We start from the raw sequence: 22160 nt of genomic DNA on the forward strand, positions 1-22160 counted from the left end.
AACCGCGACGGCGCCGCGGAAGACCGTACGGATCCGCCGAGGACCGTACGGAAAGGGCCGGCCTACGGCACGTACACGTACGGCGTCGTCGTGCTCAGCGGAGCGAAGCCGAGGCGCTCCAGGATGGGGCGGCTCTGGCTGGAGGCGTCGACCTGGAGGTAGCGGTAGCCGCGGTCGACGGCGGCGCGGGCCCGCTGGGCGACCAGCGCGCGGTAGATGCCACGGCCGCGCCAGGCCTCGACGGTACCGCCGCCCCAGAGGCCGGCGAAGCGCGTGCCGGGCACGAGCTCCATGCGGGCGGCGCTGACCGGCGTGTCACCGGCGAGCGCCACGACGGCGACGACGGTGTCCGGGTCGTCCGTCAGCCGGGCGAGCAGCTGGTGGCGCAGCCGGGAGCTGTCGGTGCCGAACGCCTTCTCGTGGACCTCCGCCACGAGGTCGACGCCCGCGCCATCGGTGGCCGGAAGGAAGCGGATGCCCTCGGGCGGCTCGGCGTCCAGGGTCAGATCGGCGACCTCGGCGATCATCAGCGTCTCCTCGGGCTCGGGCGTGAACCCGGCGGCGCCGAGCCGCGGCCCGAGGTCCATGGGCAGGTCGTGCCCGTAGAGCTTCCACTCGAAGTCGAGGCCGAGACCGGAGTAGTGGGCGACCTGCTCGGCGATCGCCGCGTCGGCGCTCGCCTCGTCCAGGTCCGACCAGACGACGCCGTTCCAGCCGTGCGCGGCGGCGACCTGTCGGACCACCCGCCCCGCCCGCTCGATCCGTGCGCCGGGGCCGTCCGGCTGAGCGCCTTCGCGCATGTCCCGGTCGTAGAGGGCGAGCACCGCGGCATGATCCATGCGTTCACTCCAGCACCCGGGCCCGGCCGGGGCAACAGCTTTACAAGTCCTCCCCCTTCGTCTGTACGACCGGCTGTACGACCGGCTGTACGACGGTGAGATACGCGCGCAGCCGGTCCCGGTTGCGGGCCAGACAGTCGATGCGCGCCTGGATGCGGTCGATCTCGCCGCGCAGCAGCGCGGCGGTCTGCGGGGTCAGGCACTGCGGGGGCAGGTGGATCTCGTCGGGGCCGGACAGATAGGGCAGGATCGCCCGGATCATCTCCGTGGTCAGCCCGGAGTCGAGCAGCCCGCGGATCTGCTGGACGTCCCGGACGTCCGTCTCCCCGTAGTCGCGGTAGCCGTTGACGGCCCGGTCGGGATGGAGCAGGTCCTGTTCCTCGTAATAGCGCAGCAGCCGGGTGGGAACGCCGGTCCGACGGGACAGTTCGCCGATCATCATGGCTTCCTCCGGAAGTCGGCCTTGCCTTCACACTGATGTGAGGGTTTCAGCATGGTCGCATGTCCACCTCATCCATGGCCGGATCCATGGCCAAGGGCACGGCCATGCCCGCCCCGCTGCCGTGGCCGGGCCTGCTGGCTCTCTCCACCGCCGCCTTCACCGCCGTCCTGACCGAACTGCTGCCGGCGGGGCTGCTCCCCCGCATGGCAGGCGACCTGGGCGTCTCCGAGGCACGCGTGGGGTTCCTCGTCACCGGCTACGCCCTCGCCTCCTTCCTGGCCGCGATCCCGCTCACCGCGCTGCTGCGCGGACTGCCGCGCCGGCCGGTGCTCGTCGGCACGCTGCTGGGGTTCGCGGCCGCCAACGCGGTGGTCGCGCTGTCCTCGTCGTACCCGCTCACCTTCGCGGCGAGGCTCGTCGCCGGCTGCATGGGCGGCACGCTGTGGGCGATGCTCGTCGGCTACGCGGCCCGGATGGTGCCGGCCGAGCGGCGCGGCCGGGCGATCGCGGTGGTGCTCGCCGGGATCACCCTCGCGCTGTCCCTGGGCGTGCCCGCCGGGACGGCGCTGGCCGGGGCGCTCGGCTGGCGCACGGCGTTCGGTGTGCTGTCCGGGCTCGCGGTGCTGCTGGTGGTCGGGGTCCGGCGGTGGGTGCCCGGTTTCCCCGGGGAGGCGGCCGGTACGCGCATGCCGCTCGCCCGGGTGGCGGTGCTGCCGGGGATCCCGGCCGTCCTGTCCGTCACGCTGTTCCTGCTGCTGGGGCATCAGGTGATGTACACGTACGTCGCCCCGTTCGCGGCGCATGCCGGGTTCGGCCGTACGGGCCTGGTGCTGCTGGTGTTCGGGGCGGCCACGGTGGCCGGGATCTGGGTCACCGGGGTGCTGGTCGACCGGCGGCTGCGGCCGACCCTGCTCGCCGCGCTCTCGCTCTGCACCGCCGTGATGCTCACGCTCGGCCTGTACGCCGGCACGCCCGCCGTGCTCCTGGTCAGTGTGGCGCTGTGGGGCGTGGCCTTCGGCGGTGCGCCGACGCTGATCCAGACCGCGCTGGTCGACGCCTCGGGGCCCGCCCACGGGGACGTGGCCACCTCCCTGCAGACCACCGTGTACAACGCGGGCATCGCCGCGGGTTCGCTCACCGGCGGTGTCGTCCTGGAGAACCTGGGCGCCGGGGCGCTGCCCTGGACCGCACTCCCGCTGGTCGCCCTCGCGCTGGCGACCGTGACGCTCGGCCGCCGGTACGCCTTTCCGGTCGCACGCCGGCGACCGTAGTCTGCGCCACGGAGATCACATCGCGAGGAGGGCGCCACACCATGGTCGTGAAGGACGCGGAGCTGCCGTACCTGCGCCGCTGTGTGGAACTGGCGGCCCGGGCGCTGGAGGTGGGGGACGAGCCGTTCGGTTCGGTGCTGGTGGGCGCGGGCGGCACGGTGCTCGCCGAGGACCACAACCGGGTGGCTTCCGGGGACCGCACCCGCCACCCCGAGTTCGAACTGGCGCGCTGGTCGGCGGCCCGTCTGACGCCCGAGGAGCGGGCGGCCGCGACCGTGTACACCTCCGGCGAGCACTGCCCGATGTGCGCGGCCGCGCACGCCTGGGTGGGCCTCGGCCGGATCGTGTACGTCGCCTCGTCCGAGCAACTGTCCTCCTGGCTGGCCGAGTTGGGCGTGCCCGCGCCACCGGTGCGGACCCTGCCCATCAACGGGGTGGCGCCCGGCGTGCAGGTGGAGGGCCCGGTTCCCGAACTGGCCGAGGAGGTGCGCGCGTTGCACCACCGCTTCCATCGCGGCGAGCGCTGACGGCGGCACCGCCGGTCACCGGTGCGACACCGCACTGATCCGCCCGAGATGCAGGCGGCGCCCTGCGGTGCCTACGATCGATGAAGACCCAGGCCAGGTGACCGCCCGGTCTCCTCCGTCGGGGGGAGGCGCTTGCCTTGCTGCCGGCACATCGGCTGATGGCCGCTCATCTCACGCTGGTGACGGCCGCCACGTTCGTCTACATGACGGTTCCCGTGGCGCGAACCACCTCGTGGGCCGTCATCGGCCTCACCGGTGTCGCCGCCATACTGACCGGCACCCACCTGAACCGGCCCGCGCACCGCTGGCCCTGGTGGATCCTCGCAGCCGGACTGCTCACCTTCGTCACCGGCGACACGTACTACAACGTGATGGAGGAGTACTTCCTCGCCTCCAACCCGTTCCCCTCTGCCGCGGACGCCTGCTATCTCGCCACCTATCCGCTGTTCGCCGTCGGACTGTACGGCCTCTTCCGCTACCGGTGGGCAGGCCGCGACCTGCCCAGCCTCCTCGACGCGCTGATCGTCACCGCGGGCCTCGCGCTGCCCGTGTGGGTCTACCTGGTCCAGCCGCTCACTGAGGTCGAGGGGCTCACCTGGCAGCAGCGGGCCATCAGCATCGCCTATCCCCTCGGCGACGTGCTGGTCCTGGCGCTGCTGGCCCGGCTGCTGAGCCCACGCCCACTGGACGGGCGGAACCGGTCGGTCCAGCTCCTGGTCGTCGGCACGTCGACGCTGCTCGGCTTCGACATCGTCTACGGCACCCTGCAGCTCAACGCGATGTGGCAGACGGGGACGCTGCTGGACGCCGGGTGGATCGCCTTCTACACCGCCTGGGGCCTGGCCGCGCTGCATCCCTCGATGGTGGAGCTGACGGCTGCCATGCCGCAGCAGGCGTCCCTGCTCCCGCCGCCGCGCCGACTGGTCATGCTCGCCGTGGCGACGCTCATCGCACCGGGGATCCTGCTGTACGAGGGCCTCACACAGAGGGCGCACGACGCCGCCGTGATCGCCGCCTTCTCCGGCCTGCTCTTCCTGTTGGTCATCCTGCGCCTCGCGGGAATGGTCGTGGCACACCGCCGGGCGGTGGCGCGGGAACGCGCGCTGCGCTCGGCGGCGGCGTCGCTGGTGTCGGCCGTCCGGCAGCAGGAGGTGGCACGGTCGTGCGAGGCGGCCGTCGACACGCTCCTGGGATCCACGGTCCGCCACCGGACACTGCTGCTGCCCGCGGAGCGGGCGGCGGAGCTGGCCCCGGGCAGCACGCGATTCCTCGCCGCCGACGACCTCGGCCCCGACCTCGCCGCCGAGCTGGCCGACCTGCCGAGCGTCCTGGTGTGCCCGATGACCCCGCCCGACCGTCCGCCGGCCACCGAGGTCCCGGGCGTGCTGCTGGTCGCCGGTCCGCCCGGGGCGCTCACCGAGACCTGGGGCTCCCTGGAGATCCTCGCCTCGCACGCGGGACTGGCGATGGAACGCGTCGTGCTGCGCCGGGAGGTCGTACGCCGGGAGAGCGAGGCGTACTTCCGCACCCTCGTGCGCAACACCTCGGACGTCATCCTCATCCTGGAGGACGACGACACCATCCGGTACGCGAGCCCGTCCGCGGCATCCGTGTTCGGCACCGTGGACCTGGCCGGCACGTCGCTGCCCGACCTGCTGGATCCCAGGGACCGGCAACGGGCGACCCGGGAGCTGGCCTCGGTACGGGAGCACGGGCCGCGCACGCGGCACGACCACTGGTGGGTGCAGCACCGGGGCGACCGGGCCGAGGTTGAGGTGCGGTGCAGCGACTTCCGGGACGAACGCACCGTGGCCGGGCTGGTCATCACCCTGCGTGACGTCACCGAGCAGCGCCGGCTGGAGCACGAGCTCACCCAGCGGGCCTTCCACGACTCGCTGACCGGGCTGCCCAACCGGACCCTGCTGCTGGAGCGGATCGAGCGCGCCCTGCTGCGCGGCCGCCGCGAGTCGTCGCTCACCTGTCTGCTCTTCGTCGACCTGGACGACTTCAAGATGGTCAACGACACGCTCGGGCACTCGGCGGGCGACCACCTCCTCACCGCCGTCGGGCGGCGCCTGACCGGAGCGCTGCGCCGCACCGACACCGCGGCCCGGCTGGGCGGCGACGAGTTCGCGGTACTGATGGAGGACGCGCGGGAACCGCTGGACGCCGAGCTGCTGGCGGCGCAGGTGATCCAGACGCTGTCCCGGCCGTTCACGCTCGACGGGGAGTCGGTGACCGTGTCCGCGAGTGTGGGCGTGGCCACCGCGCACGACAGCGCGGACGCGGAGGAACTCCTCAGCCACGCCGACCTGGCGCTGTATGCGGCGAAGACGGCCGGCAAGCGGCAGTGGCGGCGGTTCCAGCCGCTGCTGCGGGCCCGGATGGTCGAGCGGCACGATCTGCAGAGCCGGCTCGCCCGGGCGGTCACCGAGCAGGAGTTCGCCCTGCGCTACCAGCCCGTGGTGGACATCGCCGCGGGCGAGGTGGTCGGCTTCGAGGCGCTGGTGCGCTGGCCGCGTGCCCCGAGCCCGCCCGTGCCGCCGGAGCAGTTCATCACCCTGGCCGAGGAGACCGGGCACATCGCGCCCCTGGGGTCGTGGGTCCTTGAGAACGCGGTCCACGACATCGCGGAGCTGCAACGGCTGCCCGGGCCGGGCGGACCGCCGTACGTCAGCGTGAACGTGTCCGCCCAGCAGTTCCGCGACACCGAATTCGTGGACCAGGTCGGCCAGGCGCTGAGCACGCCGGGGCTGGCTCCGGGGTCGCTGCAGCTGGAACTGACCGAGACGGTGCTGCTGCGCCGCGACGGCCAGATCCAGGCGATGCTGCGGGCCCTCAAGGATCTCGGCGTGACCATCGCGGTCGACGACTTCGGCACCGGCTTCTCCTCGCTGCGCTATCTGCGGGACTTCCCCATCGACGTACTGAAGATCGACAAGACGTTCATCGACGACATCGCGCACGACCCGCAGCAGGTCGCGCTCGTCGAGGGCATCGTCCGCCTCGCCGACACCCTGGGCCTCCAGGTGATCGCCGAGGGCATCGAGGAGACGAGGCAGCGGGATCTGCTGGCGGGCATGGGATGCCGGTTCGGGCAGGGCTTCCTCTTCGCGCGGCCGATGACGGTGGAGCAGAGCGAGCGGATCCTGCGGCAGCGGGACGGAAACGGAAACAGGCGCGCGGCCGGGGCCGGGGCCGGTGTCGCACGCAAGGCCGCGCGCCACCGGCCGCCGGGGCGGGAGGCGCGCTGGGCCGACCTGGAACACCTGCGGCGGACCAGCCCGATGACCGACGCGGTCATCGACGAGGTGCGGGGCCGGCACATCCGCAGCGGCGGTCACCCCCTCATAGACTTCGCCTCCTGCAACTACCTCGGCTTCGACTGGGACCCGGAGATCGCCGCGCGCATCGAACCCGCCGTACGGCGCTGGGGCACGCACCCGAGCTGGTCGCGGCTGCTGGGCAGTCCCCGGCTGTACCCCGAGATTGAGGAACGGCTCGCCGCGCTGCTGGGCGCGCCGGACACGCTGCTGTTGCCGACACTGACCCTCATCCACTCCGCGGTGATCCCCGTCCTCGCCGACAGTGGCCATGTCTTCGTCGAGGCGACGGCGCACAGCACGGTGTACGACGGCTGCGTCGTCGCCCGCGGACGCGGCGCCACCCTGCGCCGCTTCCACGCCGAACGGCTCGAGGAACTGGACGCGTTGCTGTCCTCGGCACCCGCGGGCGCGCCCCGCCTTGTCTGCCTGGACGGCGTCAACAGCATGAGCGGGAACGTCTGCGACCTGCCCGCACTGGCCACGGTCTGCCGCGACCGGGGCGCGACCCTGTACGTCGACGACGCGCACGGCTTCGGCGTGATCGGGGAACGCGGGCCGGGCGAGCCCTGTCCGTACGGCTCGCGCGGCAACGGCGTGGTGCGGCACACCGGCGAGTCGTACGAGGGGATCGTGCTGGCCGGAGGCTTCTCCAAGGCGTACTCGTCGCTGCTCGCGTTCCTCGCGCTGCCCACCGACCTGAAGAACCGTCTCAAGACGGCCGCCGCACCCTACCTGTACTCGGGGCCCTCCCCCACGGCGTCCCTGGCCACCGCGCTGGCCGGGCTGGAGGTCAACGACCGCCGCGGCGACGCCCTGCGCGCCGACCTGTACCGCAAGACGGTCCGGGTGCTCGACCATCTCGACGGCCTCGACGTGGACACCCTCAACACGGACCGGCTGCCCATCGTGGAGATCCCGCTGGGGAACCCGGCCGACCTCGACGCGGTCGCCGGGTTCCTGTGGGAGGAGGGGATCTACGTGACGCTGGCCGCGTATCCGCTCGTACCGAGGGACCGGGTGGGCTTCCGCGTCCAGATCACGGCCCTCAACTCCGACGAGGACATCGACCGCCTGACCGGCACCCTGACCCGGCTGGCGGCACGGTTCCCCCTGCGGCCGAAGGAGCGAGAAGGCCATGTCAAGGGCTGAGAGGACCACGCCTATGGCGGCGAGAGCCAGGCCGACGGCCGGCAAGGCCGTGCCGACCCACAACGACGACGTGGACTGGGACAGCTGGCCGGTGGCGGACTACCTCGCCGAGAACTACCGCGAGGTGCATCCCTCGGACGCGGCGGTCATCGCCCACCACTCCGCGTTCTACCGGCGGCTCACGCCGGGCGGCCTCGGCCGCTCGGTGGAGTTCGGGGCCGGCCCGAACCTCTACCCGCTGATCCTCGCGGCCGCGGCGAGCCGCCGTATCGACGCCGTCGAGGCGGGGGCCGGCAACGTCGCCTATCTGCAGCGGCAGATCCTGTCCGGGCCCGACGCCAGCTGGCTGCCGTTCCACGCGCTGTGCCGGGAGCTGAACCCTGCCCTGCCCGCCACCCTGGCCGCGTCGCTGGCCCACGTCGACGTCGTCCACGGCGACGTACGGGGCCTCCCGCCGGGCGCGTACGACCTCGCGTCCATGCACTTCGTCGCGGAAGGGGCGACCGAGGACCGCGCGGAGTTCGCCGAGTTCTGCCGGGTCTTCGTGCGCTGTGTGGCACCGGGGGGCTATCTGGTGGCCGCGTTCATGGAGAACATGCCGACCTATCGCGTCGGGCCCGCGTCACGCTGGCCGGGCTGCCCGGTCAACCCCGAGATCGTCACGGAGGTGTTCGCACCCCTGACCCGGGAGCTGGCTGTCACCCGCATCGACGCCGACCCGACACTGCCCGATTACGGCGACTCGGGGATGGTGCTGCTCACCGCCGTCTCGGCGGCGTGAACGCCTGTGCGGCTCAGGCCAGGCCCCACCGGGCAGGACCGGTGGGGCCTTCGCGCTCATCGAGGGTGCGGTCAGCGCATCGCGCGCGGGCGAAAGCGCCGGTGCACGGCCGCTCCGCCCAGGACCAGCGCCGCGCTTCCCAGTACGGCGGGCAGCGTCCGGTCCGTTCCCGTGTCCGCCAGTTGTCCGGCGGTGAAGTGCGGCCGCGGGGCGGGCGGGGCCGCCTCCGGACCCGGGTTCGCCCTGGGCGGCTCAGTCGGCCTCGGCGCCGGCTGCTCCGGTCGGTCGGGGCGCTCGGGGCGCTCGGGGCCGTCGCCGGAGGTGTTGACGGACTCGTTGCCGACGGCCGCGTTGCCGACGCCGACGACGCTGACGCTGTTGCCGCTCACGTTCACCGGAAGGTGCACCGGGAGCTGCACACCGTTGCCGGAGAGCACACCCGGCGAATCCTTTCCGCCGCTGTTCGCGGTCGCCCCGCCGGACGTCCCGGCGGCGTCGCCACCGACATCGCCACCGGCGTCCTCGTCGGCGCAGCTGTTGCCCGCCGCCGGGTTGAGCAGCCCCACCACGTTCACGGTGTTCCCGCACACGTTCACCGGGACGTGCACCGGGAGCTGGACGGTGTTGCCGGAGATCACTCCGGGCGAGCCTGCCGCGGCGCCGTCCGCGCCGGAGTCCGCGTACACCGGCATGGTCACTGCCATGGCGCCGGACGCGGCGGCGACGGCGATCACACCGTTTCGGGTAACCCGTCTCATAGGTTCCCTGCCTTCCAGACATGGTCACGGGCACTCGCCCGCACCGGATAGAACGCGGGCGAACCATCCGAGTTATGGCTTATCGGCCTTTCACCCCATCGAGCGTCATGGTTGTCGAACTAACGGCAAAACAGTCGGAGCCGCCTCGAAAGCCTCGTACCGCGCATCGTCGGGGGCACAGGGTAGGGCACCTTCCGCGGCCCCGCTCGTCCGGAGGCGAGCCCTGCGAGCTGCACCTATCGTGATCGAGGGCGCCCGGAAACGGGCGCCGGTCCCGGTCCGCGGCAGGCTCCCTGGAGGCATCCATGCCGGCCAAGCTGTCGACTCGGCCCCTACTCGGGCGCTGCACGATCACCGGAGGCCTCGGCCTGGTTCTGCTCGGCGCGGGCCTGCCGGCGGTGGCCGCGGAGGACTCCGAGGCCGACCTGTCGCGGTTCTACCGCCAGAAGGTCGTCTGGTCGAAGTGCGACGGCGTGGAGATGCCCGAGGACCTCCAGTGCGGGAAGGTCACCGTCCCCCTCGACTACGCCAGGCCGCGGGCGGGCACCCTCGAGCTGGCGCTCGCCCGCTACCGGGCGACGGGGAAGTCACGCGGCTCCGTGCTGCTGAACTTCGGCGGTCCGGGTGGCCCGGGCGTCAGTGAACTCGCCGCCGGCGGCAAGGACTTCATGAGTCTGACCAACGGCTACGACGTGGTGTCCTTCGACCCTCGCGGTGTCGGCCGGTCCTCGCCGGTGACGTGCGGGACCGGGCCCGCGACGGCGCCGGACGAGGAGGCCGACCTCGACGACGATCCGCAGGCCGTCCTCAAACAGCTGCGCAAGGTGGCCGACACGTGCACCAAGCACTCCGGCCCCGTCCTGCCCCACATAGGCACGGTGAACGCCTCGCGCGACCTGGACATCATGCGCCAGGCCCTCGGCGACAAGAAGCTCAACTACCTCGGTTTCTCCTACGGGAGCCGGCTCGGCGCGGTGTACGCGGCCCAGTTCCCCGAGAAGGTCGGCCGGATGGCGCTCGACGGCGTGGACACGCTCACCGAACCGCTGACCGAGCAGGGCGTGGCGGGCGCCGCGGGTCAGCAGACCGCGCTGGAGGACTTCGTCGACTGGTGCGTGAAGGACATCGCCTGCCCGTTCGGCACGGACGCGCGCACGGCCCGGGAGGAGGTCGTACGCCTCGTGGACTCCCTCGACCAGGATCCGGTGCCGACGGACTTCGGCGAGGACTTCACCGGCCAGGACCTCGTGGGCGCCATCGGCCAGGCCCTCTACAGCAAGGAGTTGTGGCCGTCCCTGGAACGGGCGCTCGCCTCGCTGGTCGAGGACGGCGACACCGGGCCGCTCCTCTGGTTCTCCGGCGGTGGAACGACGTTCCGTGCCGGTGGAGGCATCGCCCTGCGCGCCGACAACGGCACGGACGGCGGCCTGGTCGACCAGGAGGACGTCCCGCTCGACAATCTTCCGGCGGCGCTGATGGCGATCAACTGCGCGGACGATCCCGACCGCCCCAGCGCCCGCCGGATCACCAGGGAACTCGGCCGGCTGCGCGCCGAGTACGAACAGGCGTCGCCGGTGTTCGGCCGCTACCGGCTCACCGAGGTGCTGACGTGCTACGGCCGCCCCAAGGGCACCGACTTCATCCGCGACGAGGTGCGTGACGTCCGCACCCCGAAGATGCTCCTGGTGGGCACCCGGGGCGACCCGGCGACACCGTACCGCTGGACCGTGGAGACGGCCGAGCGCCTGGGCGACTCGGCCGTGGTGCTCGACAACAAGGGCGCGGGCCACACCGGTTACGCCTCCTCCAAGTGCGTGCACCGCAAGGTCGACGCGTTCCTGCTGTACGGTTCCCTGCCTCCCGACGGCAGCTCCTGCGGGCCGGAGGACGACGGCCGCTGAGGTACGCCCGCCGTGCCCGGGTTGCCCGACTTGGCTGCACCTAATGCCCGATCGGCGATTCAGCCCTATCGTGCTGTTATGGAGCACGCACTCAGTCCCACCACTCTCACCGAGCTGCGGCGCCCGCGCCCCTATCCGGCGGTCTCCGTGCTGACGCCGACACATCGCCGGGAGCCCGAGAACGCCCAGGATCCGGTCCGGCTGCGCAATGTCGTGGCCGAGGCCAAGAAACAGCTGGAGGCCGATCCCGCGGTCCCCCGGGATCGGCGCCTGGACGTCGCCCGGCAGCTCGACCAGGCCCTCGCCGAGGTCGATCTGTCGCACGCCGGGGACGGCCTGGTCATCTTCGCCGCTCCGGGTGAGCACCAGGTGTGGTCGCTCGCCCGCCCCGTGCCCGAACGCGTGGTGCTGTCGGACACCTTCCTGACCCGCAACCTGGTCTCCGCGCAGGCCGCCGAGCGGCCGTTCTGGGTGCTGTCGGTCTCCGCCGACCAGGTCACCCTGTGGAGCGGCGGTACGGAACGTGTCACCGAGGAGCGCACCGGCGGCTTCCCGCTGTCGCGGAGCCGCGAGAACTTCGACGCCGAGCGCCAGCAACGGATCGGCGATCTGCGGAGCACCTTCCGGGACGAGGGCACCCGCCAGTTCCTGCGCGAGGTGGACACCGCGATGAGCACGCTGCTGCGCGAGCAGCCGAGGCCGCTGTACGTGACCGGCGAGACGGCCGCGCTGTCCCTGCTGGACGAGGTCGGCAGCGTCACCAAGAACGCCGTCCACGTACCGCACGGCGGGCTCGCGCACGGCACCCCCGACGCCGTGTGGCAGGCGATCCGGCCGCTGGTCGCCGCCGAGGCGCGCAAGAGCACCGACTCCGTGGCGCGGGAGCTCGAATCGGCCCGCGGCCACCGGGCGTTCGCGGCCGGCGTCGACGAGCTGTGGCAGAACGCGCGCGAGGGCCGCGTACGGCTGCTGGCCGTCGAGGAGAACTACCGGGTGACGGTCCGCGACGACGGCGGCGACCATCTGGTCCCGGCCGAGGGCGGCGACCTCGACGCCCGCGAGGACATCGTGGACGAGATCGTCGAACAGTGCCTGGAGACCGGCGCCGAGGTGCGCTTCGTCCCGGACGGCGCGCTGGGCGACGCGGACGGGATCGCGGGAGTCCTGCGGTACTGAGGCCCGGCGAGGCACGTCAGACGCCGCCGAAGAGCGAGGCCAGCCCCTGCTCGACGGCGGCGCCGACGTCTTCCCGCCCGGCGCCCACCACCGCGAAGGTCCGCACCAGGAACCGACGCAGCGCGGCCGTGTCGAACTGGAGCAGGGCCAGTCCGCACGGCGAGTGCAGTTCCAGGACCGTACGGGCCCGGCCGCAGGGCCATACGTGCACGTCACCGCTTCCCGCCGGGCCGGTCAGCCCCTCCTCCAGCAGGGCGCGGGCGAAGGTCCAGGTGACTCGTTCGCCGTCCAGGGCGACCTCGGGCGGGAAGTCGATGTGCACGGCCAGCGGGTCCGCGCCGGTGTAGCGGAGCGTGGCGGGAACAGGCAGTTCCTGGTCCGCGGCGATGAGACGGGCGCGGGCGGGCTGCTCGAGCGTGATGTCCATGTCTTTACGAGCTCGCAGGTGCCGTTCGCAGTACACCCGAACCCTCATGAATTCATGTGACCTGCGTCACGCCTCGGCGCCGCGCCACGGCCCCCTGGCCCGGCCGATCCACCTGTGCCACACTCCCTAGAACACAGTGCCGTCGCACACACAACCGAACACCGCGTCGACCACCTCATCGGTCCGTCAAGTCACGTACCTCGCCTACGACTTGAACCGCCCGGTGCGCCACGTCAGACGTACACCGAGCCCGCCCCTGAAGACTGTGGCATATGCCAGAAGCACCCCCGTATCGGGTGTTGCCAAATCCCTTACAGGGCGTCGCGGGCTGTGCAACAGTCGTAACGGTCCTTCCGTCCGCCTTGGTCGTACCGTCCCCGCATCGGAGTGCGTCATGCCGTCCCATCTCTCTGCGGACCGCCCAGCCGCCCAGCCGCCCGGACGCGGCTCGGTCGACGCGCTGATATCGCAGGCGCGCCGGCTCAAGGGCGACATGGACGCCGTACGCCGGGGCACGCAGAGTGACGGTTCCGACCCGCAGGAGCGGTGGCAGCGCGCGCTGTACGACCTCGCGCTGCACCAACTCGACGATCTGGACGAGCACTTGGCACAGCTGCGGGACGGCCCGCCGCCCGTGCCGGCCTCACCGGAGGCGGCGCCCGCCGCCCGGGCCGTGCCGTCCGCTCCCCGGCGCGGCTCGCTCCTCAGCCGGGTCGGCAGCGCGGAGTGGAACCTGCTGACGGACGAGGCCAGTTGGTCCGGTGAGCTCTACCAGATCCTGGGCCGCGACCCCGCCGCCGCTCCGCTGACCCTCGACGAGCTGCCGTCCCTGGTCCTCGACGAGGACCGCCCGAGGCTGACGGCGATGGTCACCGACTGCCTCGTCGACGCCAAGCCCATCGACGGCGAGTTCCGCGTGCTGCGCCCGGACGGCGACGTAAGGACCGTGCACATGATGGGCGAGCCCGTGCTCGACACCGACGGAAGCACCGCGTCCATGTGGGCGGTGCTGCGGGACGTCAGTGAACTGCGCCGCAGCCAACGGGCGGTGAGCGAGACCCGTGACTCGTTACAGCGTCACCGGCACCGCGCGCAGGCCGAGCACCGGCTCGCGGTCGAGCTGCAGGAAGCTGTGCTACCGCCGTGGCGCGGCTCCCTGCGGCTCCCGCACCAGGGCCCCGAGACCCTGGATCTCGCGGCCCACTATCTGCCGTCGTCGGCGAGCGCGCTGATCGGCGGCGACTGGTACGACGCGCTGGAGCTCGCCGACGGCGAGACCCTGCTCAGCGTCGGCGACCTCACCGGGCACGGAGTCGCCGTGACCTCGGGCATGGCGACCCTGCTGGGCGCCGTACGCGGCATGGCCATGACCGGCACCCCGCCGGCTCAACTGATGGCCTGGCTCAACCAGTTGCTCGACGCCACCGTGCAGCCGGCCCTCGGCAGCGCGGTCTGCTGCCGCTACCGGCCAACGACCCGCACCCTGGTGTGGGCGCAGGCAGGACACCCCGCCCCGCTGCTGTTCCGCGACGGGACGGGGCGCCGGCTGCACGCGCCGGCCGGCGTCCTGCTCGGCGCGACCTCGGGGGCCGTGTACGAACAGGCCGAGGAAACCCTCCGACCGGGCGACCTGCTCCTGCTGCACACCGACGGGCTGGTGCCCGGGCACAGCGGAGAGGAAGAGGGCGCCGTGAACCGTCTCCTCGACCTGGCCCCCCGGTTCGGCGAGGCGCGCACCGCACAGGACTGCGTACGGATGCTGGTGGAGGAGTTCGACGAGGCCGAGCGCGAGGACGACGCCTGTGTACTCGTCGCCAGGGTGACCGCATAACTCCAACGGCAGGTCAGGGGCACAGCCCCGGCGTTCTATGCCCTGGCGCTGCTGCCGCCCTTCCCCCTCGTCTTCGGCAGCGCCAGCCTGATCTCCTCGCGCAGCTCATTGATCTTCGGATAGGTGGAGTACTCGGCGGTGAGCCGGTACATCTGGCCCAGCCGGTCCCAGGTACGGCGCGAGGAGTTCGACCCCATCGCCATCAGTGCCAGCCGTGCGTACCGGTCCGCCTGTTCGGGGTCGTCCGCGATGAAGCAGGCGGAGGCCATGGACAGGTGGTCGAAGATCTTCGACCGCTCCCGTCCGTCGGTGCGCAGGGCCAGGGCCTTCTCCGCGTAGTGCTGGGCGTGCACGGCCGCGCCCGGCTCGTGCTCGGCCAGCGTGCGGTAGGCCAGGGCCTGCATGCCGTACAGATCCTCCTCCTTGAAGGTCTGCATCCAGCTCGGCGGCGGCACGTCGCCCCGGTCGGAGACGAAGAGGTCCTCCGCCTGTCCGAGGGTGCGGCGCATGGCCTGGCCCTTGCCCATGGAGGCCTGTGCCCAGGCCTCGATGGTGTAGAGCATCGCCCTGGTACGGGGCAGCACCTGGTCGCCGGAGCCGGATTTGGCCAGCTTCATCAGGTCGAGTGCGTCGTCGGGCCGGCCCAGGTGCACCATCTGGCGAGCCGCCCGGGAGAGCGCCTCCCCGGCGCGGGGCCGGTCACCGCCCTCTCTGGCGGCATGGGCGGCGATGACGAAGTACTTCTGGGCCGTGGGCTCCAGGCCGACGTCGTGCGACATCCAGCCCGCGAGGACGGCGAGGTTGGCGGCGACGCCCCACAGGCGTCGCTGGAGATGGTCGGGGTGTCGGTAGGCGAGCATGCCGCCCACCTCGTTGAGCTGGCCCACGACTGCCTTGCGTTGCAGTCCGCCGCCGCGGGCCGCGTCCCAGGCCCGGAAGACTTCGACGGAGCGCTCCAGTTCCTCGATCTCCTGCGACCCGATGGGGGCGGCCTCGTAGCGGTCGAGCCCAGCGGGTTCGGCGTGCAGGGGGTCGTCGAACTGGGGAGCGTCGGCGGTCAGGGCCGGATCGGTGTGCAGCCAGTCGTGCATGGCATTGCTGAGGGCTGATCCCGCGGCGAGCGCGGCACCCGCGCCCACCAAGCCGCGTCGGTTGAGCATGAGGTCCATTCCCGTGAATTCGGTGAGGACCGCAGCAGTCCGCTCGGGCGCCCACGGCACTCCGTCGGGATGTTCCGCATTCCCGTCGCCCTGCCGTTTCCCCGCACGCCCGTGCCGGACCAGACCGAGGTCCTCGATGGTCACGACACGGCCGAGACGCTCGGTGAACAGAGCCGCCAGCACCCGCGGCACCGGATCGCGCGGGATCTCTCCCGTGTCGATCCAACGCCGCACCCGAGAGGTGTCGGTCGAAAGCTGGGGGTGGCCCATGGCCGCCGCCTGCCGGTTGACCAGCCTCGCGAGTTCACCCTTGGACCAGCCGGCCAGGCCGAACAGGTCCGAGAGACGGGTGTTGGGTTGTCCGCTCACATCAAGCCCCCAGGTTCTCGGCTGAGTTGAATGTAGCCCGGTGAGAGTTGCCGGGCGACTATTCGCCAGGGTTCGCCAGGCCTCGCCAGATGGTGTGCCACTGGGCATCTGGTGTCAGGTAGGAAAGCGCCACCCCGACCCGGTCGCCTTCTTGGAACTCTTCCTGGAACTCTTCCTGGAACAAGGGATGCATTCCCCAGGGTGCACCCGGGTGACCGGGCCGGGCAGCGCACTGTCGTCGCAGGCACACGAAGGGATCTGTTTCGCCCATGTACGCAGCATCGTCCTCCGTGTCCGCCCCGCCCCGGTCGCCGCACCCCCGTCCGGTGGGTGGCGGCCCCTACCTCGACCCCGCCCGTCCGGCGGCGGCTCCCGTGCTCGGCGCGGGCAGGCCGCGGCGCGCACCGGGGGTCGGTACCCAACCCCTCAGCGGGAGACTCGACTTGTCCGGCCCTCAGGGCGCCCAGCTGCGCACGGCGATCGCGTCGGTGCACCGGATCTGCCCGGAGTTCGCCCCGGTGCAGGTGCTGCGCCGCAGCGGACGCTCCGTACTCCTGGTCGGCACGACAGGACGCAGCACCGCCGTCGCCAAGTGTTTACTGGACCACTCCCCCGCATGGGCCGAGCGGATCCGCCACGAGATAGCCGCATACCGCTCGTTCGTCCGGCACCGCCCTCCGGTGCGCGTGCCGAGACTGATCGCGGCGGACCCGGACAACTGCACGCTCGTCATCGAGCGGATGCCGGGGCGGGTGGCGGCACTGCACCGGCACCCGGCTCAGGCCCCGCCCCGCGCGGACATCAGGGCGGCACTCGGCGCGATCTGCCGGCTGAACGCCTGGCGGCCGCCGGCGGGCACCTTCGACGCCCCGCTGGACTACGCCACACGGATCAACCGGTACCACGAGCTGGGCCTGCTCACCGACCGGGATCTGGGCGACCTGCAGAAACTGCTGCACGGCATCGCGGCGACCGCGGGCCGGCACGGCATGGGCCAGTTCTGCCACGGCGACGCACTGTTGTCGAACGTTCTCCTGTCACCGGCCGGTCCAGTGCTGGTGGACTGGGAGCACGCGGGCTGGTACCTGCCGGGCTACGACCTGGCGACGCTGTGGTCGGTCCTCGGCGACGCGCCGGTGGCCCGGCGGCAGATCAGCCAGATCGCCCAGTCGGCGGGCCCCGCCTCGCGGGACGCGTTCCTGGTGAACCTGATGCTCGTGCTGACCCGGGAGATCCGTACCTACGAGATGGCCGTGCAGCGTTCGATGCACGACACGACCCCGGCGGCACCGGGAACGGCCCACCCGGGTGCTGCGCCGTCCGGCGAGGAACAACGGCTGCTGCTCAGGCGGCTGCACGACGACTGCCAGCTGGCCCGCCGGGCCGTGCGCGCGGCGGTCGGCACTCGCTGACGGGGACGACGGTCCGCGGTGCGCCGGTCAGCGGCGCACCGCGGACCGTCGTATGTCCGGGTGCACGGGGCGCCTCGTACGGCTCATTGGTGTACGCCACTGACGCATCGCAGGCCCGCGGGGCCGGTCCGCGAAACTCGCCGCCCACCTGGATTGACGAGGGAAGTCGCCTGCTCCTGGGCATCATTGACGGATCGTCGGCAGGCCGGTACCACTGACGGACACCCGGCCCCGCACGGCGCATCGCGCTCGACCGTCCCAGGAGGCTGCATTGCGAGGATCCGCCACCGACCCCAACAGAGCCGCCGGGTACAGCGGCAGGCGAGCGGTCGCGGGGGCGGTGGCCACCGCGGCCCTGCTGCTGCCGCTGCTCGGCGCCGCTCCGTCCGACAGCGCCGCACAGTCCTCCGCGAACCGCCTTCAGCTGGCGTTCGCCTCCGCGGCCGCCGAGTACCACGTGCCGCAGAGCGTGCTGCTCGGCGTCTCCTACCTGCAGTCCCGCTGGGACGCGCACGCCGGGGCGCCCAGCGTGACCGGCGGGTACGGCCCGATGCACCTCACCGACGCGCGCACCGCGCTCGCCGAGGCGCCGCCGCACCACAGCGAGGGCACGGAGGACGCGCGCGGCGACAGCGCCCGCACCCCGCTGCACCCCGAGGCGAAGCTGCCGGAGAGCTCCGAGCTCCCGGCCCGCCTCACGACCCTGCCGAAGGCGGCCGAGCTCACCGGCCTGCCCGCCGAACACCTGCGGACCGATCCCGCCGCGAACGTGGCCGGCGGCGCAGCGCTGCTCGCCGCCGCGCAGAAGGATCTCGGTGAACCGCTGAGCAAGGATCCGGCGGACTGGTACGGGGCGGTGGCCCGCTTCTCCGGCGCCGACGACAGCGCGACGGGGGCGGCGTACGCGGGCGACCTCTTCGACGTGCTGCGCACCGGCGAGGAGCGCGTCACCGACGCCGGCCAGCGGGTCGCCCTGGCTCCCCAGCCGGACCTCGCGCCCGACACCGGGCAGCTCGCGCGGACAGGGCTGCGCACGCTCGACACGACCGGCATCCAGTGCCCGGCCACGGTGTCCTGCGAGTGGATCCCCGCTCCCTACGAGGAGTTCGGCGAGGGCGACTACGGCAACCACGACCTGGGGAACCGTCCGGCGTCCCAGAGCATCGACTACATCGTCATCCATGACACGGAGGGCGCCTGGGAAGGCGTCCTCAACCTGGTGCAGGACCCGACCTATGTGTCGTGGAACTACTCGCTGCGCTCCACGGACGGCCACATCGCCCAGCACGTGAAGGCGAAGGACGTGGCCTGGCACGCGGGCAACTGGTACGTCAACGCCAAGTCGATCGGCCTGGAGCACGAGGGCTTCCTGGCGAATCCGGACGCCTGGTACACGGAGGCGATGTACCGGTCGTCGGCGCGGCTGGTGACGTACCTGTCCAAGAAGTACGACATCCCGCTGGACCGGCAGCACATCCTCGGCCACGACAACGTGCCCGGCCCGACCGCGGGAACCATCGGCGGCATGCACACCGACCCGGGCCCGTACTGGGACTGGGCGCACTACTTCGCGCTGCTGGGCCGCCCCTTCGAAGCCGCGGCCGGCAAGAACGGCGGCCTGGTGACGATCCGCCCCGACTACGCCGCCAACCGGCCGGGGTTCACGGGCTGCGTCGCCCAGGGTGAGCCGTGCGCGGCCCACGGCTCGAGCGCGGTGCGCCTCTACTCGGGGCCCGGCGAGTCCTACCCCCTGATCAAGGACATCGGTCTGGGCACGACGCCGACCACCGGGGTGAACGACCTGTCCTCCCGGGTCTCCACCGGCCAGCAGTACGCGGTCGCGGAGCGCGACGGCGACTGGACGGCGATCTGGTACCTCGGCCAGAAGGCCTGGTTCAAGAACCCGAAGAAGAACCCGACGGCGGTGAACGCGACCGGCCCGGTGGTGACGCCCAAGGACGGTCCGGCGAGCATCCCGGTCTACGGGCGCGCCTACCCGGAGGCGTCCGCGTACCCGGCGGGAGTGCCCGCCCAGACGGTGTCGCCGCTGCCGTACAAGCTGCCGGCGGGCCAGAGGTACGTGGTCGGCGACAAGGTGCCCGGCCAGTACTACTACGCGGTGACCTTCGACGAGACCTACCACCAGGTGGTGGTCGGCAAGGACCTGTACTACGAGATCCAGTTCGGCCACCGGGTGGCGTTCGTGCGGGCGGCGGACGTACGCGTGGAGGGGTCGGCCGGGTAGGTGCCTCAGCCCTGCTGGAAAAGCTCCGCGGGGAGCGGCTTCAGCAGGGCGTACAGGTCGTCGGTGATGGGGCGGTCCCAGGCGGCGATGGTCACCAGGACGTTGTCGCTGCGGTCGAACTGCACGCAGGAGATCCGGCTCTCCGACAGCTTGAGGCGGCGCACGATCAGGAGGTTGTCGCCCTGCATCACCGGCATGTCCTCGACGCCGACGACGGTGACCTCCTCGTCGTTCTCCAGCGCCAGCAGCAGCTGGCCGACCTCGAAGGGGATCTCGCCCTCGGTGACCTCGCGGGCCGGGGAGCCCTCCGGGAGGTTGCCGATGATCATCGCGGGGCCGCGGCCGCCGAAGAGGTCGTAGCGAAGGTAGACGCCCTGGCAGCTGCCGTCGGGCGCGGGCAGCAGACCGGCGCCCAGATTGCCGGGCCAGTCGCCCGGGTCCATGGCCAGTACGTCGAAGTCGGGCCCGGCGGGCGTGGCGCTACGGCGGCGGAGGAACGACATGCCGCAATGGTACGTGCCCGAGGCCCTCGCGTGACGTGCGGGCGGCTCTTGCGGGCTAGGCACTCCTGCGATGCCGTTCGTGGTGACGGGCGACGCGGGCACGGTTGCCGCAGGACGGCTTGCACCACTCCTGGCGCGGGTGCTCCTTGAGGAAGTACCGCACACAGCGCGGCGCGTGGCAGGCCCGCAGCCGCTGCCGCTCGGGACCGTCGAGAAAGGCGATCGCGGCGTGCGCGAGCAGCGCGGTGAGCTCGCCTCCGCCTCGCACGGCCTCATGCCGTACGACGGGTTCGGCGTCCTCGGCCCAGTGCAGCACGGGAACGGTGGGCGTACGAGCGGCCGCCTCGTTGAGCCGCCGCACGGCCTCGGCGAGGGGCAGGAGGCGGGCCGCGTCGGCGGGGCTCGGTTCGGCGGGCCGTACCGCCCGGGCGAAGAGGGCGCGGACGGCGGCGCGCAGATCACGGACGGCGGCGAGAGCGGCCTCGTCGGCGACGAACCCGGCTGCCTCCGGCAGGGCGTCGGGGCGGGCCCGGACCCAGGCGGAGAGACCGGCGGGGTCGGACAGGTCGTCGGCGACTTTGCCGTGGCCGTCGTGCCGGATGGTCAGGGCGAGGTCGAGGACGAGGCGGGCATCGCTGCTGATCGTGGCCTGCATGGGGCTAATGATAGGCACGGCGAATTCCATTAACTGGGGGTGTCTCAGTCCTCCGGCGGCGCCGGCGGCACCACCGCGACCGGGCTCGCCGCGTGCAGCAGGACGGCCTGGGTGACGGAGCCCATCATGCGGGCGGGTGCCAGCAGGCGGCGTCGGTGGCGGCCGACGACGACCAGGTCGGCGTCCTTCGAGGCGGCGACGAGGTGACCGGCCGCGTCGCCCGGTGCGATGTACGGCTCGGCCCGGACGTCGGGGTGGCGGGAACTGTGCGGGGCGAGGAAGCCCTCGGCGAGGGCCCGGGTCTCACTCTCGACGGCGTCCTGGTCGATCATCGCCGGGACGAGTTCGCCGGGGGCCGCCCAGCTCTGGACGGGCCACGGGTAGGCGGCGACGACCTGGAGGCGCGCGCCGCGCAGGGCGGCCTCGGTGAAGGCGAAGGCGAGCGTGGCCTCGTCGGGGCTGTCCACCTGGAGGCCGACGACCACACGGGGACCGGGCCCGGCCGGCGCGTCGCCGTGGACCTCGCGGCCGGGCCGGGGCACCACCACGACGGGGCACTCGGCGTCGCGGGCGGCGGCCATGCTGGTGGAACCGAGCAGCAGGCTGGCGAAGCCGCCGCGGCCCCGGGAGCCGAGCACCATCAACTGGGCGGTGGAACCGAGTTCGGGCAGCAGGACGCCGATGGCCCCGTCCAGACCGACGTACTCCGTGTCGGGCAGGTCGGCCCGGTTCTCCAGATGAGCGCGCACGTCCGCGAGCACCTGGTCGTCCGCCGGCGCCGCCACGACCGGGGCTCCGGGCTGGGTCCAGGCGGCGTACTGCCGCACATGGGCCACCCGCAGCGGCGCCCCGCGCCGACGGGCGGCGTCGAGGGCCCAGTCCAGAGCGCGCAGGCTGTCGTCCGAACCGTCGACCGCCGCGACCACCGGCAGAGTACTCATGCGTTCCTCACCTCCGGAGACGACCTTCGCTTCCAGGGGTCAGCCTTGCTCAGCATCGGCCTTGGGAGAGCGCTCAAGGTCGCGTGTCCGGAAAAACGGTCGGAACACAGCCGGATCGGCCCGTCAGCTCACGCAGGTCACGTGAGGTCGAACTCCCCTTCCCTCGCTCCCGACACGAACGCTCCCCACTCCGCGGGTGTGAAGATCAGGGACGGGCTTTCGGGCCGGCCGCTGTTGCGCATCGCGATGAATCCCTCGACAAAGGCGATCTGGACATCCCCCAGGCCACGGCTGCTGGAGTGCCAGTCGGCGTTGCTGAGGTCCAGCTCGGGCTTGTCCCAGCCCATGAGCGGCTGCTGCTGGATGGTGGTCTCGGCCACGTCCGTGCTCCTCCCGATTGCGTCGTCCGCGGCCAGCCTAGCGATCGGCCCCGGGCGCCAACAGGCC

At 72.2% G+C, this 22160-nt stretch carries 18 protein-coding genes; 9 read left to right on the forward strand and 9 right to left on the reverse strand.

All coding sequences use genetic code 11. From position 1 onward, the window contains the following. Nucleotides 1-62 precede the first annotated feature (62 nt). Together QFZ76_RS05805 and QFZ76_RS05810 are read right to left on the reverse strand one after the other, a co-directional pair. Nucleotides 63-839: a GNAT family N-acetyltransferase gene (locus QFZ76_RS05805; protein ID WP_307672679.1), complete on the reverse strand. Its 777-nt coding sequence runs from the start codon at nt 837-839 to the stop codon at nt 63-65. A gap of 40 nt (nt 840-879) precedes the next feature. Next, complete coding sequence (locus QFZ76_RS05810) at nt 880-1281, reverse strand: MerR family transcriptional regulator (protein ID WP_307672680.1); 402 nt, start codon at nt 1279-1281, stop codon at nt 880-882. A 59-nt stretch (nt 1282-1340) separates the two neighbouring features. Between QFZ76_RS05810 and QFZ76_RS05815 the strand changes: the two genes are divergently transcribed. The 4 genes from QFZ76_RS05815 (at nt 1341) to QFZ76_RS05830 (ending at nt 8335) form a co-directional block, all read left to right on the forward strand. Next, the gene (locus QFZ76_RS05815) at nt 1341-2552 is read left to right on the forward strand and encodes an MFS transporter (protein WP_307672681.1); all 1212 of its coding nucleotides are present in this window, start codon (nt 1341-1343) and stop codon (nt 2550-2552) included. A gap of 41 nt (nt 2553-2593) precedes the next feature. Next, complete coding sequence (locus QFZ76_RS05820; protein ID WP_307672682.1) at nt 2594-3079, forward strand: nucleoside deaminase; 486 nt, start codon at nt 2594-2596, stop codon at nt 3077-3079. A 158-nt stretch (nt 3080-3237) separates the two neighbouring features. Next, nucleotides 3238-7554, forward strand: a complete 4317-nt coding sequence (locus QFZ76_RS05825; RefSeq protein ID WP_307672683.1) for an aminotransferase class I/II-fold pyridoxal phosphate-dependent enzyme — start codon at nt 3238-3240, stop codon at nt 7552-7554. A 13-nt stretch (nt 7555-7567) separates the two neighbouring features. Further along, complete coding sequence (locus tag QFZ76_RS05830) at nt 7568-8335, forward strand: class I SAM-dependent methyltransferase (protein ID WP_307672684.1); 768 nt, start codon at nt 7568-7570, stop codon at nt 8333-8335. A 71-nt stretch (nt 8336-8406) separates the two neighbouring features. Here QFZ76_RS05830 and QFZ76_RS05835 read toward each other — a convergent pair whose 3' ends face one another. Next, nucleotides 8407-9093 (reverse strand): chaplin, encoded by a 687-nt coding sequence (locus QFZ76_RS05835; RefSeq protein WP_307672685.1) that lies wholly within the window; start codon nt 9091-9093, stop codon nt 8407-8409. Between the two features lie 305 nt (nt 9094-9398). Between QFZ76_RS05835 and QFZ76_RS05840 the strand changes: the two genes are divergently transcribed. Then, nucleotides 9399-10994 carry an alpha/beta hydrolase gene (locus QFZ76_RS05840; protein WP_307672686.1) on the forward strand — a complete coding sequence of 532 codons (1596 nt, stop codon included), beginning with the start codon at nt 9399-9401 and terminating at the stop codon, nt 10992-10994. Between the two features lie 78 nt (nt 10995-11072). Continuing rightward, nucleotides 11073-12170 (forward strand): chemotaxis protein, encoded by a 1098-nt coding sequence (locus tag QFZ76_RS05845; RefSeq protein WP_307672687.1) that lies wholly within the window; start codon nt 11073-11075, stop codon nt 12168-12170. Between the two features lie 16 nt (nt 12171-12186). On the opposite strand, the gene QFZ76_RS05850 is transcribed toward QFZ76_RS05845, so the two are convergent. Next, nucleotides 12187-12597, reverse strand: a complete 411-nt coding sequence (locus QFZ76_RS05850; protein WP_307672688.1) for an SsgA family sporulation/cell division regulator — start codon at nt 12595-12597, stop codon at nt 12187-12189. A gap of 394 nt (nt 12598-12991) precedes the next feature. Here QFZ76_RS05850 and QFZ76_RS05855 point away from each other — a divergent pair, with 394 nt between their 5' ends. Further along, nucleotides 12992-14428 carry a PP2C family protein-serine/threonine phosphatase gene (locus tag QFZ76_RS05855; RefSeq protein ID WP_307672689.1) on the forward strand — a complete coding sequence of 479 codons (1437 nt, stop codon included), beginning with the start codon at nt 12992-12994 and terminating at the stop codon, nt 14426-14428. A gap of 35 nt (nt 14429-14463) precedes the next feature. On the opposite strand, the gene QFZ76_RS05860 is transcribed toward QFZ76_RS05855, so the two are convergent. Beyond that, a complete protein-coding gene (locus QFZ76_RS05860) occupies nt 14464-15957 on the reverse strand; it encodes a hypothetical protein (protein WP_307672690.1) in 1494 nt (497 codons plus the stop codon). Between the two features lie 269 nt (nt 15958-16226). On the opposite strand from QFZ76_RS05860, the gene QFZ76_RS05865 reads away from it, so the two are divergent. Further along, nucleotides 16227-17369 (forward strand): aminoglycoside phosphotransferase family protein, encoded by a 1143-nt coding sequence (locus QFZ76_RS05865; protein WP_307672691.1) that lies wholly within the window; start codon nt 16227-16229, stop codon nt 17367-17369. Nucleotides 17370-17640: 271 nt separating this feature from the next. Then, entirely contained in the window at nt 17641-19614 is a 1974-nt protein-coding gene (locus tag QFZ76_RS05870; RefSeq protein ID WP_307672692.1) for an N-acetylmuramoyl-L-alanine amidase, read from the forward strand. A 5-nt stretch (nt 19615-19619) separates the two neighbouring features. On the opposite strand, the gene QFZ76_RS05875 is transcribed toward QFZ76_RS05870, so the two are convergent. The 4 genes from QFZ76_RS05875 to QFZ76_RS05890 all read right to left on the reverse strand — a co-directional run bounded on the left by QFZ76_RS05875 (nt 19620) and on the right by QFZ76_RS05890 (nt 22093). Continuing rightward, the gene (locus tag QFZ76_RS05875) at nt 19620-20117 is read right to left on the reverse strand and encodes a hypothetical protein (protein ID WP_307672693.1); all 498 of its coding nucleotides are present in this window, start codon (nt 20115-20117) and stop codon (nt 19620-19622) included. Nucleotides 20118-20172: 55 nt separating this feature from the next. After that, nucleotides 20173-20772: an ABATE domain-containing protein gene (locus tag QFZ76_RS05880; protein ID WP_307672694.1), complete on the reverse strand. Its 600-nt coding sequence runs from the start codon at nt 20770-20772 to the stop codon at nt 20173-20175. A gap of 44 nt (nt 20773-20816) precedes the next feature. Beyond that, entirely contained in the window at nt 20817-21713 is an 897-nt protein-coding gene (locus QFZ76_RS05885; protein WP_307672695.1) for a universal stress protein, read from the reverse strand. A 137-nt stretch (nt 21714-21850) separates the two neighbouring features. Beyond that, complete coding sequence (locus tag QFZ76_RS05890; protein WP_053749912.1) at nt 21851-22093, reverse strand: DUF397 domain-containing protein; 243 nt, start codon at nt 22091-22093, stop codon at nt 21851-21853. Nucleotides 22094-22160 lie beyond the last annotated feature (67 nt).

The organism is Streptomyces sp. V4I2 (assembly GCF_030817655.1).
GTDB classification, from domain to species: Bacteria; Actinomycetota; Actinomycetes; order Streptomycetales; family Streptomycetaceae; genus Streptomyces; species Streptomyces plumbiresistens.

Bases quoted from the DNA above. Each gene is read 5' to 3' on its own strand.
- QFZ76_RS05805 (WP_307672679.1), bottom strand. From the start codon at position 839: ATGGATCATGCCGCGGTGCTCGCCCTCTACGACCGGGACATGCGCGAA.
- QFZ76_RS05810 (WP_307672680.1), bottom strand. From the start codon at position 1,281: ATGATGATCGGCGAACTGTCCCGTCGGACCGGCGTTCCCACCCGGCTG.
- QFZ76_RS05815 (WP_307672681.1), top strand. From the start codon at position 1,341: ATGTCCACCTCATCCATGGCCGGATCCATGGCCAAGGGCACGGCCATG.
- QFZ76_RS05820 (WP_307672682.1), top strand. From the start codon at position 2,594: ATGGTCGTGAAGGACGCGGAGCTGCCGTACCTGCGCCGCTGTGTGGAA.
- QFZ76_RS05825 (WP_307672683.1), top strand. From the start codon at position 3,238: ATGGCCGCTCATCTCACGCTGGTGACGGCCGCCACGTTCGTCTACATG.
- QFZ76_RS05830 (WP_307672684.1), top strand. From the start codon at position 7,568: ATGGCGGCGAGAGCCAGGCCGACGGCCGGCAAGGCCGTGCCGACCCAC.
- QFZ76_RS05835 (WP_307672685.1), bottom strand. From the start codon at position 9,093: ATGAGACGGGTTACCCGAAACGGTGTGATCGCCGTCGCCGCCGCGTCC.
- QFZ76_RS05840 (WP_307672686.1), top strand. From the start codon at position 9,399: ATGCCGGCCAAGCTGTCGACTCGGCCCCTACTCGGGCGCTGCACGATC.
- QFZ76_RS05845 (WP_307672687.1), top strand. From the start codon at position 11,073: ATGGAGCACGCACTCAGTCCCACCACTCTCACCGAGCTGCGGCGCCCG.
- QFZ76_RS05850 (WP_307672688.1), bottom strand. From the start codon at position 12,597: ATGGACATCACGCTCGAGCAGCCCGCCCGCGCCCGTCTCATCGCCGCG.
- QFZ76_RS05855 (WP_307672689.1), top strand. From the start codon at position 12,992: ATGCCGTCCCATCTCTCTGCGGACCGCCCAGCCGCCCAGCCGCCCGGA.
- QFZ76_RS05865 (WP_307672691.1), top strand. From the start codon at position 16,227: ATGTACGCAGCATCGTCCTCCGTGTCCGCCCCGCCCCGGTCGCCGCAC.
- QFZ76_RS05875 (WP_307672693.1), bottom strand. From the start codon at position 20,117: ATGTCGTTCCTCCGCCGCCGTAGCGCCACGCCCGCCGGGCCCGACTTC.
- QFZ76_RS05880 (WP_307672694.1), bottom strand. From the start codon at position 20,772: ATGCAGGCCACGATCAGCAGCGATGCCCGCCTCGTCCTCGACCTCGCC.
- QFZ76_RS05885 (WP_307672695.1), bottom strand. From the start codon at position 21,713: ATGAGTACTCTGCCGGTGGTCGCGGCGGTCGACGGTTCGGACGACAGC.